This is a genomic window from Desmonostoc muscorum LEGE 12446 (assembly GCF_015207005.2).
GTDB classification, from domain to species: domain Bacteria; phylum Cyanobacteriota; class Cyanobacteriia; order Cyanobacteriales; family Nostocaceae; genus Nostoc; species Nostoc muscorum.
In genome coordinates, this window is record NZ_JADEXS020000001.1 from 4,887,689 (window position 1) to 4,904,640 (window position 16,952).

Annotated in this window: 9 protein-coding genes; 4 read left to right on the forward strand and 5 right to left on the reverse strand. The window is 43.0% G+C overall.

Annotated features, from left to right (window positions below; translation table 11 throughout):
- Positions 1-4: 4 nt before the first annotated feature.
- Together IQ276_RS20820 and IQ276_RS20825 are read right to left on the reverse strand one after the other, a co-directional pair.
- Positions 5-8,941 carry a CHAT domain-containing protein gene (locus IQ276_RS20820; protein WP_235115835.1) on the reverse strand — a complete coding sequence of 2,979 codons (8,937 nt, stop codon included), beginning with the start codon at positions 8,939-8,941 and terminating at the stop codon, positions 5-7.
- Between the two features lie 123 nt (positions 8,942-9,064).
- On the reverse strand, positions 9,065-9,979 hold the full coding sequence (locus IQ276_RS20825; protein WP_235115836.1) for a S1 family peptidase: 915 nt from the start codon (positions 9,977-9,979) through the stop codon (positions 9,065-9,067).
- Between the two features lie 711 nt (positions 9,980-10,690).
- On the opposite strand from IQ276_RS20825, the gene IQ276_RS20830 reads away from it, so the two are divergent.
- The 3 genes from IQ276_RS20830 (at position 10,691) to IQ276_RS20840 (ending at position 14,164) form a co-directional block, all read left to right on the forward strand.
- Entirely contained in the window at positions 10,691-12,442 is a 1,752-nt protein-coding gene (locus tag IQ276_RS20830; protein WP_193923752.1) for a ShlB/FhaC/HecB family hemolysin secretion/activation protein, read from the forward strand.
- A gap of 236 nt (positions 12,443-12,678) precedes the next feature.
- Positions 12,679-13,236, forward strand: coding sequence for a hypothetical protein (locus tag IQ276_RS20835; RefSeq protein ID WP_193923754.1), 558 nt, complete (start codon positions 12,679-12,681; stop codon positions 13,234-13,236).
- Between the two features lie 154 nt (positions 13,237-13,390).
- On the forward strand, positions 13,391-14,164 hold the full coding sequence (locus IQ276_RS20840) for an ABC transporter ATP-binding protein (protein WP_235115837.1): 774 nt from the start codon (positions 13,391-13,393) through the stop codon (positions 14,162-14,164).
- A gap of 124 nt (positions 14,165-14,288) precedes the next feature.
- Here IQ276_RS20840 and IQ276_RS20845 read toward each other — a convergent pair whose 3' ends face one another.
- Positions 14,289-15,059, reverse strand: coding sequence for a response regulator transcription factor (locus IQ276_RS20845; protein WP_073641170.1), 771 nt, complete (start codon positions 15,057-15,059; stop codon positions 14,289-14,291).
- 579 nt (positions 15,060-15,638) lie between these two features.
- Between IQ276_RS20845 and IQ276_RS20850 the strand changes: the two genes are divergently transcribed.
- Entirely contained in the window at positions 15,639-15,887 is a 249-nt protein-coding gene (locus IQ276_RS20850) for a DUF6761 family protein (RefSeq protein ID WP_073641169.1), read from the forward strand.
- 280 nt (positions 15,888-16,167) lie between these two features.
- Here IQ276_RS20850 and grxD read toward each other — a convergent pair whose 3' ends face one another.
- Positions 16,168-16,491: a Grx4 family monothiol glutaredoxin gene (gene grxD / locus IQ276_RS20855; RefSeq protein ID WP_235115838.1), complete on the reverse strand. Its 324-nt coding sequence runs from the start codon at positions 16,489-16,491 to the stop codon at positions 16,168-16,170.
- 144 nt (positions 16,492-16,635) lie between these two features.
- Positions 16,636-16,893, reverse strand: coding sequence for a BolA family protein (locus tag IQ276_RS20860; RefSeq protein ID WP_190884820.1), 258 nt, complete (start codon positions 16,891-16,893; stop codon positions 16,636-16,638).
- Between the last annotated feature and the right edge of the window lie 59 nt (positions 16,894-16,952).

The following is a 16,952-nucleotide window of genomic DNA, read 5'->3' on the forward strand; positions in this document are numbered from 1 at the left end:
CCCACTACCAAGGGCTACCAATCATAGTGAAAGGTGCCCAGAAAAATGGATGTTTCAGAATTAACTGCTTTGCTTCAGCAGGACTGACATTTATCTTTGCTAGTGGGATACTCAAATCGCTATTGCTAATAATTAAGTTTTTGCCCTCTGAATCTATCTTGACTTTGCTGTGAATCATTGCGATTTGTGCTTGTCGGAGTGCTTGTGCTTTCATAGATTGAGTCTGCAACTGCTGGTGAAACTCAGTCATCAAGCCCAAAGTTCCTGTATCTGACACCTGCCATAAACTCGCTACAACTGACTTCACACCCATCTTGACAGCCGATCCTGCTAAGCCCAACTGTGACTTTTCATCACCGTAAGCTGATTCACAGGCACTTAGTACCAGTAATTCAACTTGTGGTCTATTCCATCCCAACTTCGTAACTTCATCTATTTTTAGCTCCCTGTCGTATAGGCGGATGTATGAATTACCTAAATCTTCAGATTTTTCTCCAGGGGTAAAGTTCGCATGGGTTGCTAGGTGAATAATCTCAAATGGCGTTGTCGAACGTTCTGCCTGGAGACGGTTGAGGGTAAAGTCCTGGTTGAGGATGGCTGCGCCTCGCCCCTTCCACACTTGGTTGACGATGGTTTCAGCCTCTACAGGGGCAGCAAGTAACTCTGTGACTGGGTTTTGATTTTGTGGCCCTGGATCAAATGTCTCAGATCCCATTGCTAGGACTCGTGAGTTTTTCACGCTAGCGTACTGGGTATTAATCAGGCTGAAAGTGGGTATCATGCCGATGCTATACTTTTCAATTAAAAACTGATCTTGATCGTCAACGAGGGCGGCTATGGGTAGCGATCGCAAACGTGCATCCAACATCACGAATAGCAAATTCTCGATGCCTTCTTTTTTCAACTCAGCTTCTAGAGGTCTAATTAGCCATTTATAAAGTTGCTTTGCTGATTTTTTGTAGCTGCTACCGTTAGTTTTCTGGATATCGGGACGAGAATCAGGAGTTGCTTGGAGGGATACTTCCTGATAAAATTCATCCGCTACTTTCTGAAACTCTCCTCTAGTCACACCTGATACTTTATGGTAGATGTATTTTCCATCTGCTGTGAGGAGGCGCAAAACCAATGGATCGCTATCTTTTAGTTGTTCTTTGGAAGTTGGATTTTCAGCATTGAGTTTATAGTCTTGGGCAGTAAACTCTACATAAATCAGTCCGGCTTTGCTACTTATTTTTTGTTCAACTTGTTGGAGTTCATTGCGGATTTCTCCAAGGTTTTTAATCTGACTTTGTGGCAGGTTTAGTGCTGCTTCAATTCGACGAGTTTCGCTCTCTTCTTTGGAGCCAATATCGGATGCAACTGCGAGATTACTGTTATTTGATGTCAGTTGAAAATCGAGAGTCTTTTCATCAGGTTTTCCTGGAACTACCCGCCCTTGAGTAATGAGTTGAATCTTGCCTCTAGTCTCGCTATCAGGAAAGTATTCGGTAGGCAAAATCGTATTGCCGATATTAGAGGTGATTGAACTAACAGTGCCATTAATTGTGCGTCTGCCGACAAAAAATGGTATAACGCTATCACCTCCATGATCGATGCTAATGGCACCACTACCTATTCCCCCAGATGCAGAAATGCTCGCCTCTATACCATTGCGATCTATGAAGCTACCTAAAGCTTGAAAATAAGCTCTAGTTTTAATATTTACGTCACCACCTATGCCGTTAGTTCCACCTTGGGTATTGATTGATGTCACTGTAATATTATTATCTGGATCTAGCTTCACAGAGCCACCATCACCAGTGCTAGAACTCGAATTTATAACTTTGGCATCAATCTGAACGCGAGCCTGAATAGTAATATCACCACCATTTCCAGAAACATTATCAGAGTTGAGATTTTCAGTTTGGACTGCTCCTGTAGTGCTATTGAAGAAAATATTTCCAGAATTACCAACATTGGTGCGAGAAGAAACATTTGCTGTGGTAATGTTGGCAAAAGCGTTGAGGGTGATATCACCGCCATTGCCATTACCATCGTTATTGGAATTTAAATTACCAGTTGCGATCGCACCTGTAGAGCTATTGAAGAAAATATTCCCGGAATTCCCAAGATTAGTTTGAGAAGACACATTTGCTGTGGTAACGTTGCCAAAGGCATTGAGGGTGATATTGCCACCATTACCATTGAGATCGGTATTAGAATTGAGATTACCAGTTGCGATCGCTCCATTTTGGCTGGTAATACTAATACCTCCACCTTCTGTAGTGATGCTGCTAGTAGTAATATTCTGATTTGCTAAAAGAGTTAATGCCGCATTATCGATGCCTGTAATTGCCCCAAATGCATTAATAGAACCTGCCCCAACGGGAGACTGAATAATCACTGGGTCTTTGATAGTCACAGGATTATTAATCGTAATCGCACCACTACTATTAGAAAGTCCAATAGTGATGGAATTGAAGCCATCACTTAAGGCGTTGATGTTAACTCTTCCACCACTATTATCACCAAGGTTGATATTTTTTGTTGGCGTTTGCGGCTGAAGCACTAAATTACCTGTACCGCTGACTGAATCAGTTGCTGATGGCAAGTTAATTTCATCGGCGTTCAAAGTGAGATTGTTAGTACCTGCTGCAATGGTATTGTTAAAGGCGATCGCACCAGTCCCTGCACTGAAAAGTTTGCTACCACTGCCATTTAAAGTCACAGGACTACTGAAGGTAATATTGCCATTCCCAGCATTGATAACTTGACTACCAGTGCCAGTGAAAGTCACGGGACTATTATTAATAGTGATGTCGCCATTCGCCGTGGTGATGTTGCCAGAAAAGCTAGTATTACCAGCGCTGGTAATACTGATGCCGCCATTGGCTGTGGTGATGTTCCCAGAAAAGCTGTTATTACCAGCGCTGCTGATTGTCAACCTAGTTAGAGGATTTGTCGTACCGAGATTACCGCCAAAGCTGATATTACCTGTACCAGCAGTCAAAGAGAAATTAGTAGCCCCATCGACGCTATTACTAAAGCTGATATTGCCATTATTTGAAGTGACTATGTTACTAGGAGTAGTTAAGGTGACAGCACCATTAAAGGTAATATTGTTACCCGTGGTTGAGACACTATTCCCAAGACTAATACTATTGGCAGTAAAGTTAATTGCACCACCAGTAGCGCCAGTAGAGGAAGCATCGACTTGTGCGGTGCTAGTATCAATTGTTCCATTGGTGGTGAGAGTGACATCACCACCGTTGCCATTACCCCTAGCAATCAAGTCGCCTGTAGAAATATTTCCGCTTGTGCTGTTGATACTGGTATTACCTGCATTGCCTGTGACAGCAGAAGTATCAATATTTGCTGTAGTCACATTGCCATTGGCAGCCAGAGCAACATCACCACCGTCGCCATTACCCCTAGCAATCAATTCGCCTGTAGAAATATTTCCGCTTGTGCTGTTGATATTGGTATTACCTGCATTGCCTGTGACAGCAGAAGTATCAATATTTGCTGTAGTCACATTGCCATTGGCAGCGACAGTGACATCACCACCGTTGGTATTACCTGTAGCAATCAAGTCGCTTGTAGCAATAGTTCCGGTTGTGCTGTTGATACTGGTATTACCTGCATTGCCTGTGACAGCAGAAGTATCAATATTTGCTGTAGTTACATTGCCATTGGCAGCGACAGTGACATCACCACCGTTGGTATTACCTGTAGCAATCAAGTCGCCTGTAGAAATAGTTCCGGTTGTGCTGTTGATATTGGTATTACCTGCATTGCCTGTGACAGCAGAAGTATCAATATTTGCTGTAGTCACATTGCCATTGGCAGCGACAGTGACATCACCACCGTTGGTATTACCTGTAGCAATCAAGTCGCCTGTAGAAATAGTTCCGGTTGTGCTGTTGATATTGGTATTACCTGCATTGTCTGTGGCAGTAGCAGTATCAATATTTGCTGTAGTCACATTGCCATTGGCAGCAAGGGAGATATTGCCGCTATTGCCAGTGTCAGTAGCATTGGAATCTAAAACACCACCTGTGGTATCAATAGCACCACTTGTACTGCTGAGAGTAATATCACTGCCTTGTGTAGTGATATTACTTGTAGTAATGTTCTGGTTGGCTAGCAGAGTTATGGAAGCATTGTCTGTGCCACTAATGTCACCAGTTGCCGTGATACTTCCTACTCCCGTTGGAGACTGAATTCTTACAGGGTCTTTGAAGGTGACTGGGTTAGTGATATTAATTGCACCACTACCATCATTGCGACCGATAGTAATAGTACCAAAGCCATCTTGTAAGGCGTCGTTTATTTGTGTTGTACTCAGGTATAAACTATCTGGAACAAAGCCATCAGCGATGTTGATATTTCGTTCAGGTGTGAAGGGCTGAAGGACTAAATTACCTGTACCACTGACTGAATTAGCTGCTAATGGCAAGTTAAGTTCATCGGCAGTTAAAGTCAGATCGTTACCACCTGCTGCAAGGGTATTGGTAAAGGCGATCGCACCAGTACCTGCATTGAAGATTTTACTACCAATACCAGTCACAGTAACAGGACTGTTGATACTGATGTCACCATTAGCCGTGGTGATATTACCCGCTACGCTAGTATTAGCAGCGCTAGTGATTGTCAAGCTACCCAAAGGATTTGGTAGATTACCCAAATCACCGCCAAAGCTGATATTACCTGTACCAGCAGTCAGGATTAAATCACTAGAACCATCGACACTATTACTAAAGCTGATATCGCCATTGTCCGCGCTGATAAATGTGCTACCAAGATTAGCTAAGGTGACAAGGCCATTGAAGGTAATATCGTTGTCTGTGGTCGAGACATTACTGGAAGTGATGTTATTAGCTGCGGTAAAGCTAATTGCACCGCCAATTCCAGCAGTAGATGAAGCATTAACTTCTCCAGCGTCGGTATTAATCACCCCATTTGTGCCAGCCAGGAGAGTGATATTACCTGCATCACTTATGAAAGTAAAAGTATCAATGTTTGCTGTAGTGATACTGTTATTAGCAGCGAGGGAGATGTTACCACTGTTGCCAATGTCAGTGGCGTTGGAATCTAAAACACCACCTGTGGTATCAATAGCACCACTTGTGCTGGTGAGAGTAATATCACCGCCTTCTGTAGTGATATTACTTGTAGTAATATTCTGGTTGGCTAGCAGAGTTATGGAAGCATTATCTGTGCCATTAATGTCACCAGTTGCCGTAATACTTCCCACTCCCGTTGGAGACTGAATCGTTACTGGGTCTTTGAAGGTGACTGGGTTGATAATATTAATCGCACCACCGCCATCATTGCCACCGATAATGATAGTAGCAAAGCCATCTTGTAAGGCGTCGTTTATTTGTGTTGTACTCAGGTATAAACTGTCTGGAACAAAGTCATCACCGATGTTGATATTTTGTCCAGGTGTGAAGGGCTGAAGGACTAAATTACCTGTACCACTGACTGAATTAGCTACTAATGGCAAGTTAAGTTCATCGGCAGTCAAAGTCAGATCGTTATTACCTGCTGCAAGGGTATTGGTAAAGGCGATCGTACCAGTACCTGCATTGAAGATTTTACTACCAATACCAGTTACAGTGACAGGACTATTAAAGGTAATGTCGTCTGTGGTTGTGATGTTATTGGCAATATTGGTATTGGCGGCGTTGGTTGTCAGACTAGTTAAGCCTGCAACTGCACCACCAAAAGTAATATCCCCTGTCCCCACAGTCACAGTCAAATCACTCGCCCCACCAACTGTATTGTTGAAGTTGATGTTGTTATTGGTGGTGTTGAACAGTTTTGCACCACCACCAGTTAAGGTGACAGGACTATTAAAAGTAATGTCGTCTGTGGTTGTGATGTTATTGGCAATATTGGTATTGGCGGCGTTGGTTGTCAAAGTAGTTAAGCCCGCAACTGCACCACCAAAAGTAATATTCCCTGTCCCCGCAGTTACAGTCAAAGCACTCGCCCCACCAACTGTATTGTTGAAGTTGATGTTGTTATTGGTGCTGTTGAAGAGTTTTGCACCAACGCCAGTTAAGGTGACAGGACTATTAAATTGAAGAATGCCTGTGGTTGTGATGTTATTGGCAACAAAACTGTTGGCGGCGTTGGTTGTCAGACTGGTTAAGCCCGCAACTGCACCACCAAAGTTAATGTTCCCTGTCCCCGCAGTTACAGTCAAAGCACTCGCCCCACCAACTGTATTGTTGAAGTTGATGTCATTATTGGTGGTGTTGAAAATTTTTGCACCAACGCCAGTTAAGGTGACAGGACTATTAAAGGTAATATCGCCTGTGGTTGTGATGTTATTGCCAACGTTAGTATTGGCGGCGTTGGTTGTCAGGGTAGTTAAGCCCGCAACTGCACCACCAAAAGTAATATCCCCTGTCCCCGCAGTTGCAGTCAAATCACTCGCCCCACCAACTGTATTGTTGAAGTTGATATCGTTATTGGTGGTGTTGAAAAGTTTTGCACCACCACCAGTTAAGGTGACAGGACTATTAAAGGTAATATCGCCTGTGGTTGTGATGTTATTGCCAACGTTAGTATTGGCGGCGTTGGTTGTCAGGGTAGTTAAGCCCGCAACTGCACCACCAAAAGTAATATCCCCTGTCCCCGCAGTTACAGTCAAAGCACTCACTCCACCGACTGTATTGTTGAAGTTGATGTTGTTATTGGTGCTGTTGAAGAGTTTTGCACCAACGCCAGTTAAGGTGACAGGACTATTAAATTGAAGAATGCCTGTGGTTGTGATGTTATTGGCAACAAAACTGTTGGCGGCGTTGGTTGTCAGACTAGTTAAGCCCGCAACTGCACCACCAAAGTTAATGTTCCCTGTCCCCGCAGTTACAGTCAAAGCACTCGCCCCACCAACTGTATTGTTGAAGTTGATGTCATTATTGGTGGTGTTGAAAATTTTTGCACCAACGCCAGTTAAGGTGACAGGACTATTAAATTGAAGAATGCCTGTGGTTGTAATGTTATTGGCAATATTGGTATTGGCGGCGTTGGTTGTCAGACTAGTTAAGCCTGCAACTGCACCACCAAAAGTAATATCCCCTGTCCCCGCAGTTACAGTCAAAGCACTCGCCCCACCAACTGTATTGTTAAAGTTGATGGTAGCTGTACCAGAAGTGTTGATGTTAGTTATAGCATTGGCAAGATTCAGCGGGCCGGTGAAGGTAATATTGCCGCCGTTAGTACCAGAAGAATCTATGTTACCAGTAGTAATGTTTCCACCTACTGTGGTTAAGGAAATTACGCCTCCATTACTCCCAGCGCCAGTAGCTGAAGAATTTAAGTTACCTGTGGTAATATTACCTGTAGCCAATTGACTTGATAAAGTTATTGGGCCACCATTTACCCCATCGATCGCAGAAGAAGTATTGATATTTCCTACCTGAATACTCCCTTCAGGTAGCGCACTTACTGGGTTTGTAAAGTTTGTGCCACCTGATGCAAGAGGAAAAGCTGTAACAGGAAGAGTTACTGCGGGTAAACCAGCACGTAAAATTAACGCAGCACTGCCGGTTAATACACCTGAATCTGGGTCAGCTATTGGAATAGTCAGGTCTGGCCCTGTAATTGTAATGTCGCCACCCTGAATACTTCCCGTTGCCTCTACCTTCAGTGCTACTCCTGTGTAATTACCAAACAGCACATCTCCATTAGCCCTGATAATCGGATCGTAGAGACTGACAAAATTACCCGGACCATCCGATAAGTTGCGAATCAAAAATTGCCCACCACTGGCAAAGTGAGCATCACCTGATACATTGCCATCGCTGACTAAACTGAGATTTCCGCCGCTTACAAAGGGTGTCTGGGGATGGTTCAGCGCTAGGATATCAATGTTTTGATTACCCTGAATGTAGAGATTTTGCCCAGCTTGGGCTAAAAAGGGATTCGCTACACTGTCGCGCACCCGTACTGTATCCTTAGCCAACAGATTTAAATCTCCAGTTGTCTGGAGTTGACTCTCTGGTAAAGTCAAATTTTGTGCGGCTGACAGGGTTGCTGTTCCAGATGTGACGCCTTTGACTACTACATCCCCAGGATTGACTAGAATGCCAGAAGTAGCGAGTTGTACTTGTCCGTTACTGTTGACTGTTAATCCACTTGTATTGCCCAAACCGCTACCAGTCAATAGTTTAGGCAAGGTGGCAACGGAAATATTACTAGGTGTACCACCGTTGGTGGGAATCTCCAAACTCAGTAGGTTTCCTGGCTGGCTGATGCGTAATAGATTCTTTCCAGGTACGGAGGCAACGGTGATATTACCCCCTGGTGCTGATAGCTGTCCGGTGCTAACTACTGTCCCTGCCAGTAAATTTAAATTGTGGCCAGTACTTATTGCTAAATTGCCAGTGTTGATAATGCTTCCCGGCTGGGATGTGGCGAAATTAAAGGTGGTGGGTGTTCCCACTAATATTGCGTAGTTGTTGTTACCGAAAGCATTAAACCAATTATTCCCAATACCGATGCCGGTGGCGGTGGTAACGGTGAAGTCGCCTGGTACGTTCAAAGCGGCGTTGGGGCCAAATATGACACCAGCTGGGTTCATCAAAAACAGGTTAGAATTCCCACCTACGACTTGAATCAAACCGTTAATCAATGAAGGGTCGCCGCCGACAACCCGTCCCAAAATATTTTGGATGTTTGGGTTAGAGAGAAAGTTGGCTATTTGGTTGGCATCAAGACCGAGCTTTTGAAAGCTGTGGAAGAGATTCGCGCTATCTCCAGATAGAGAACCACCAGTAATATTTAGTTGGTTGCCGTTAGGGGTAACAATAGTATTTGTGCCGTCAGCAGCAGGGGTTATAGACTGGGCTTGCACTGGGGCGATGGCAATTACTCCTAAAGCGGCTAATTGAGCGATCGCATTGTTAACGGTTAGTAATGATAAATTATTTTGGCTTAAAGATTTCATCGAATTCCTTTGAATAAAAACCAAGTGAAAATTTCCCCCATAAGTTTCTATGGGGGGATTATTCAACTGAACATTGGGTATCCGCTAACTAGTAGCCAAGTCAGACCAACAGGAGGTTTATTCCTAATTAGGAACTCTTGGCACAGATACTTCAGACTTTAATGGCAAAACCTTTGCTGGCTGTTGATTCACAACCTCAAAAGCTGTTTCATCTTCTTCTTCAATCAGATTAAATGGCTTATCGCCTCTGAGGGAAATAGTTAACAGTGGCGGCGTCTTGTCCAACCGAATACGAAATTTAGAATAACGCTGCAATGACCCAAAACCCTTTCTTTTGCGAATCGCCTTTTTCTGAGTATTAGTTTTGCCGTAAATTGTTACTACCCGCCCCGACCCATCAAAAACCGGACCCCCAGTCATCCCAGCAAAATTATACTGCGGTGGTAAGTTACTGTAAGTTTTTGATTTATCCTTTTTGGTTAATTGTGTGACATGAAAAACCAGCTTTTTACTTCCGGCTGGCGGGTTAGCAAATCCACCAACATAAACACCATTACAAAGCTGTGGATCGTCTAACAAGCAATCTGCCGGATCTTCTGATACAACTAGTTTGGCAGTTTTATAAGTCCGAGTGCTTTCAAAACGCACGATCGCTAAATCTTCATCCGCTAACTCCTCTATATCTGTCTGGGTAGAAATCCGGATTTTTTGGCGTTTATTTCCTTTATTTCCTTCGGGTAGAGGTGTTACGATGTCGTAATTAGCACTTTTGTCCTGCACTACTGACTTGGCTGTAACTACGATATAAACATTTTTTCCTCCTTCCTGGTAGCGATCGCTAATGATTCCAGAACCAGAACTACCAGTGGTCGATTCAATCCGTACTACGGTTCCTCTAGCAATTGCGGCTACTTCGGTTGGTTGCAATTCTTTAAGTGTTTGTGTCGGCTGTACAGCTTCTTGTGCAAAAACTTCACTGACTCCCGTGATGATTAATGCACCGATTAAAAAACCTCGTAAAATGTATCGATTTAACATAGTTTTCATTCCTCCACTTAGCAAGTTTACTTAAATTGTGAAGTATTCGCAGTTATTGATCTCCAAGCAGGTAGAACAATCCAGCTGCCTTCGTAGTGAGTAATACAAGCGAAGCAAGCTTGATATCGAAAATACTCTGGAATTGCGTATTCCTTACTAACTCGAACAATGATACGAACTACTCTAAATAAAGAGAAAATACTTATTTCCAGATTATACAGATTAATGATTTAAAAAAAATACTACACCGAGAAATTACATATAAAAATTACATAAATTTTATTTTTCTCAAAATTCTGGCTAAAGGTCAGGTTATATGAGATTATTCAGGTAAATTACACAGTAATTAACCAAAAAACTTCAAGATGTTCACTTAAAAACCCCTATATCCAATTTCAAGAATTTTGAATCTGATTAATCCTAAAGACACGGTTATTAACAGCATAGACAACTATGTTCTGTTTGCAGAATGACACCAATCAACCATCGCAACTATCCGAGAGCAATGCCTCAGAATCGCTTGCGATTACGCTACCACTAGTGAAGGATGACAGTTGCACTATTGCTTCTACACTAAGCTTTTGGGACTATGTAGACTAAGTTTTTTGTATAACTTCCATTGAAACGGTTCAATCTTGTATTTTGTGGTACAAAAAACTCTAAAATAGTCAAACTAGATGTACTATTTGTTACGTTTTTATATAAAAATTAATGAAGAATTTTTCCAGAATCTACCAAGACAAACAAAAAAGTAGGTGTTTGATATTACAAAAACAATTGTGGTGGGGCGTACTGTTAAGTCAGTGTACAGTTTTGGTTACTGGTATATCTCCAAGTTACGCTGATACTGATTCATCTCCAACTGTTGATACACTGATACGAAGACTGAAACAAAAAGCCGAACCTCAGTGCGATACTCAAAGTACACAAAGCCTAGAAGTCTCACCAACACCAGATGATGCAACAATTCTGGTAAAAAAAATACAACTGATATGTAGTAGTTTTTCTGAATCAAAGGAACTGAATCGGATAATTGGAGAAGTTGAAGGATCTACAGTCACTTTGGCAGAGTTGCGAAGTATTGCCGATCAAATCACCGGGTGGTATTTTCAGCAAGGCTACATCACCTCAGTAGCGACTTTAGAAGCATCTGCCATTAAAGATGGTATCGTACCAATTAGGGTGATTGAAGGTAGCATTGAAGAAATTCAACTTGATCCGCCGACAAAACGTATAAATTCAAGGTATGTGCGATCGCGGTTGAATCTGGGTATTACCAAGCCTTTTTCCCAAAGAAAATTAGAAGAACAATTAAGGTTGCTGCAAACAGACCCTTTGTTTGAAAAAGTCGAAGCCAGCATCCGTCCAGGGACTAAGCAGGGTCAAAGCATTGTAGTAGTGCGAATCACTGAAGCGAATCCCTTTGATTTAGGATTTAGTGTTGACAACTACTCTCCCCCTAGCATCGGTTCCGAACGATTAGGGGTGGGTGTTAGCTATCGTAACCTGACAGGTCTTGGGGATCAACTCTTTGGGTCTTATTACTTCTCCACTCGCCAAGGCGGTAGTAATGTTTATGACTTTAGTTACCAAGTGCCCTTAAATCCGATGAATGGGACTTTGCAGCTAAGAACTGCAATTAACAAAGTCAAAGTTATTGAAGCCCCTCTCAACGCTTTTGATATTCGTGGACAATCGGAATTGTATGAATTTACTTACCGTCAACCCATAGTGCGATCGCTCCGTGAAGAATTTGCCTTATCCTTAGGGTTTAGCGTCCAGAATGGTCAGACATTTACCTTTGCCGGTCCCACACCCTTTGGTATTGGCCCAGACGAAGACGGTAACAGTCGCACCCGAACAATTAGATTTGCTCAAGATTATGTTAGACGGGATCTACAGGGAGTTTGGGGATTCCGATCGCAATTTAACTTCGGGATTGGCGCTTTTGACGCCACCACAAACTCCGACCCCAACAAGCCTGATGGTCGCTTTTTCAGCTGGCTATTGCAAGTACAGCGCCAGCAACGTTTGGGTGCAGACAATCTTTTAATCGCCCAAGCAGACCTGCAACTAACACCAGATGGTTTATTACCCTCCCAACAGTTTGTCATCGGAGGTGGGCAATCAGTACGCGGCTATCGGCAAAACGTCCGGGCTGGTGATAACGGATTAAGATTTACTTTAGAAGACCGTATCACATTGCAAAGAGACACCAGTGGAGAGGAAGCCCTGCAACTAGCACCATTTCTCGATTTGGGATACATTTGGAACGTAGATAAAAATCCCAACCTCATACAAAGACAGAGATTTATCGCTGGTGCAGGACTAGGAATGTTATGGAAACCAATACCAAATCTTAACTTGCGGTTGGATTATGCTATTCCATTTGTGGAATTAGAGGATCGACGCAACAATGCCCAAGATGATGGTTTTTATTTTAGTGCCAGCTATCACCTGTAACCATAGGCGATGCATCAGGTACGAAGACAGTCAATTTTGGATTTTGGATTTTGGATTTTGGATTGAAACAGACCACTCTGGGTAGGGGCTTGGATTTTAAATTTTGGATTTGTTCCGCCCAGTAGGGACTGGCTATGAACCGAAATAATTTTTAATCTAAAATCTAAAATCTAAAATCTAAAATTAGCACGGTCAGACTCCTATCCTACAATGAAGAAAAGCATTGTAATTGAGCCGTGACAGCAAATTCAGCCAATATCTCAGCTTCTATTTTTCACCTCTCTCCTTTAATTCGGATAACGCTGCTGAGTCTATACGTAGCACTCACAGTTCCATTACCCTTCTTATCCCAGGTAACAGGGGCATCCATACCCCCAACATTGTTATGGATAGGGATTAGCATCGGCTTAGTTGCCCTGTATGCAGTTTTGACTGAACAAGTAATAGTAGATGAACAAGGAATTCAGGTTACTTACCCCCGTTGGGTGCCCCGCTTTTTTCGTAAAGGCTGGTTTTTACCTTGGTCAGAAGTTAAAGAGTTAAAACCCCGCACCACAGGTCAAGGAGGTATAGTTTATTATTTCCTCAGCCAGGATGGGAAAGCTTATTTACTGCCGATGCGTGTAGCTGGATTTGCCCGTTTGGTGCAAATTGTCCAAGCAAAGACGGACATTGACACTACAGATGTTCGTCCTTTAGCACAACCCTGGATGTATGCGATTTTACTAGGATTCACATTGCTGTTACTGTTGGTCGATGGTTGGGCGATCGCCACAGCCTTAACTATAGAATAGGGCATGGGGCATAGGGCATAGGGCATTGCGAGTGCTGACTGTTGATTGTTGAGTTAAGAGTTATTCTCCCTCATCTCCCTCATCTCCCTCATCTCCCTCATCTCCCTCACTCCCTCATCTCCCTCATCTCCCCACTCCCCACTCCCCACTCCCCTTGAATACAGCGAAAGCCACACTCAGGCTAGAACAAGTTAATCTATTTACAAAGCTGAAAACCCAACTTTCAGAAAATCAGCAGGGATATCCCATATTGCAGGACATTTCCTTTGAGGTGTTCCAAGGCGAACGCATTGCCATTGTAGGCGCAGTAGGCGCTGGTAAAACTTCGTTACTACGCCTCATAAACCGCCTCATTGAACCCACCAACGGCAAAATCTATCTAGAAAATCAAGAGTATCGCCAAATTCCCGTCATCCAGTTACGGCAGATGGTGACACTTGTATTGCAAGAATCAAAGCTATTGGGGATGACAGTTGGGCAAGCTTTGGCTTATCCTTTGGTTTTACGTGGTTTTTCCAAACAGGCAATTCAGGAACCAGTCAGTTACTGGACAGAACAACTGCACATTCCCAGTGAATGGCTAGGGCGAACAGAGGTGCAACTTTCTGCGGGACAACGACAATTAGTAGCGATCGCCCGTGCCTTACTCATCCAGCCTAAAATTTTATTATTAGACGAGCCAACCTCTACCCTAGATGCTGGTACAGCTTTGCATCTAATACAAGTCTTAATCCAGTTGAGTCAAACCCATCAAACCACGATTTTGATGGTAAATCATCAACTAGATCTAGCTCAGATGTTTTGTACTCGATTATTACACCTACAGCAAGGTCATTTATCGCTAAATCAAAGTGTCTCTGAAATAAACTGGGTTGAATTACGAGAAACCTTGATTAAAGCAAAAGATCAAGACGATTTTGAATTTTAAATTTTGGATGGATATTGGGTATTGGGTATTAAGTATTCGGTATAAATTTTCCCAATCCCCAGTCCCCAGTCCCCAGTCCCCAGTCCCCAGTCCCCAGTCCCCAGTCCCCAGTCCCCAGTCCCGATCACACTTGACTACTACTAAGTGTTGAACGTTGATTACTAAATCTCTCTCTAGTTAACTTTGTTTGTGACTGTGGAATATTAGTGTTCAAAATTTCCATGTTAAAACGGTATCCTACATTGCGGATAGTTTGAATTAAGCTAGGTTGTCGGGGATCGAGTTCAACCTTTTTCCGTAGCGATAAAACGTGAGTATCAATGGTACGAGGGTTATCGATGGCGTCAGGCCAAGCACGACGCAGTAATTCCGACCTACTCAGAGGTACTCCCCCGGCTTGTGCTAAAACGTATAGTAAACTGAATTCCTGGGGCGTTAAGTCGATAAACTCTCCCTGGAAGCGGACACGGCGCTGAACTAAATCAATTTGCAAAGTGCCATAATCCAAATATGCTGGTGCAGTCGGTGTGCGCTTACGGCGAATCAGTGCCTCTACCCGTGCCAAAAACTCTTGCATCCCAAAAGGTTTGCTCAGGTAATCATCTGCACCCGCCTTTAAACCTGCAACAATATCAGCTTCACTATTGCGGGCAGATAGCATTAGGATTAAAGGCTGTTGCTGACGATGCAACCAACGGCAAAATTCAATACCGTCACCATCAGGAAGATCTGCATCCAAAACCACAAGTGTTGGTTGATGGCTTAAAAATACTTCCCTTGCTTGATAAATACTGGCAGCTTGATGCACCCGGTATTCCAGTTGTTGCAAGTGCCAACCTAGCAACGACCTTAGATGGGGATTCCCTTCAATGATTTCTATACAAACCGAACCCACGGTGGCAAGACCCCTTAGCGTTGATGACTTTCAAAGTAACAAGCCCATGTCTAAGGTTTTGTAGCCTTTGTTACTTCAACTGCTATTAGCTTTACATTTCCTCATAAAAAAGGTGGCAATATCTTTAATTTTTCCTTTCCGAAAGGGGATTAGAAATATTCTTAAATTTTTGTTAAACTTATAAAAAGCGCTGTTGGACTTATCAAAAGTTCCTGTAGCTTAATATTCTCTTTTTAGATGGTCATAATATCCGCAAACCATAACCCAAGCAATTAATCCTTACCAAAAAAGCTTTCCAGCCTGAGGGAAAATTTCTTTTTCATGAAAAAATTAGCGCTTACATCCATGAATATAGCACTAATAAAATCCCCCTGCTGGCAGACAAAATCATGAAGATAGCTTAGCAGATAAGTATAATCGGTGTTTTCTGGAATAGGATTGAAGTAGTTTGTAGCTACTAGGAGAGTGCTACCCGAAGAATATATGTTTACTTTTAGTTGATGCCAAAGTGAAATTACACTTCACATTTGAGCGTGAATCATTTACAATTCTCATTCCAAAGACATTAATACAGCAGTTATGCTCCAAGACACACAAACCATCCGCTATTACCAAAGACTTACTGACGCCTTCGTCGAGTTATGGAATCGCGGTTATCGTATGGATGATATGCGGATGTATTTGGATGGATATTTAGCCGCACTGCGACATGGTAACACCATTGAACCTTTTCTGATTCATCGCTTAGAAGAGGAAGCCAGCCGCTACTTGTACGATGCATCAAATTTTGCAGTGCCGCAACCACAGCCGCAGCCCGATTACTACTAATACCATTTGCTTGGTCATTGATAGTAACCGTAAATCAACGCAGATAATTATAGCATATTATTTGTATTGGTCAACGGGTTGTAGTGGTGTGAGATTTTGGAGATATTGTATTGATAAAATTTATCCCCTCAGCCTTGTATTGGTCTTGCCAATGCGACTGAGGGGATTTTTGGTTTTTAGAACTGGGCAGTGGGGACTGGGGACTGGGGACTGGGGACTGGGGACTGGGGAGCAGTTACAGCAGTCTTTCCCCCTGCCCCCTGCCCCCTGCCCCCTGCCCTTAGGAAGCTAGTGCTACTTCTACCTTTTGCTGCAATTCACCTTGTTGGTAGAGTTCAATCATAATGTCTGAACCGCCGACGAATTCACCATCGATATACACTTGGGGAAATGTCTGCCAGTTGGAGTACTCTTTAATTGCCTGACGGATTTCATCGTCTGCTAAAACGTTAATATCCTTGAAAGGAACTCCCAAACTATTCAGAATTTGCACAACATTGTTGGAGAAACCGCATTGGGGCATTAATTTGGTTCCCTTAATGAAAACTAAAATCTTGTTCTCTTGTACCAATTTATCAATTTTCTCTTTGAGTTCTGGTGTCATGGTATTTATGTTTCCTATGTTGTATTGAACAATCAGGGACTAGGAGTAAACAGTAAAAAATGTATCACTCCTAACTGCTGTACAGATGCGATTAATCGCCTTGTACAGACGCGATTAATTGCGTCTCTACTCCTAACCTTATATTTACGAAGCTGATGTTGCTTGCCAAGCTTCGGGAGTATATGTTTTTAGAGACAAAGCGTGAATCGCTTGACTTGATATAGCTTCTTGCAACGCACCATAAATGAGTTGGTGCTGTTGCACTAGTCCTTTACCTGCAAAGTGCGATGAAACTACTGTCACCTGATAGTGGTCATTGCCACCAGTCAAGTCTTGCACCTGAACCTGGGCGTCTGGCAGTTCCGCCTTGATTATTGCCTCAACCTGCTGCGGACTAATCATCGCAATTCCTGAAAAAACCTACTTCTCTATTATTAGCAGATATAGAACCCATTTGACAT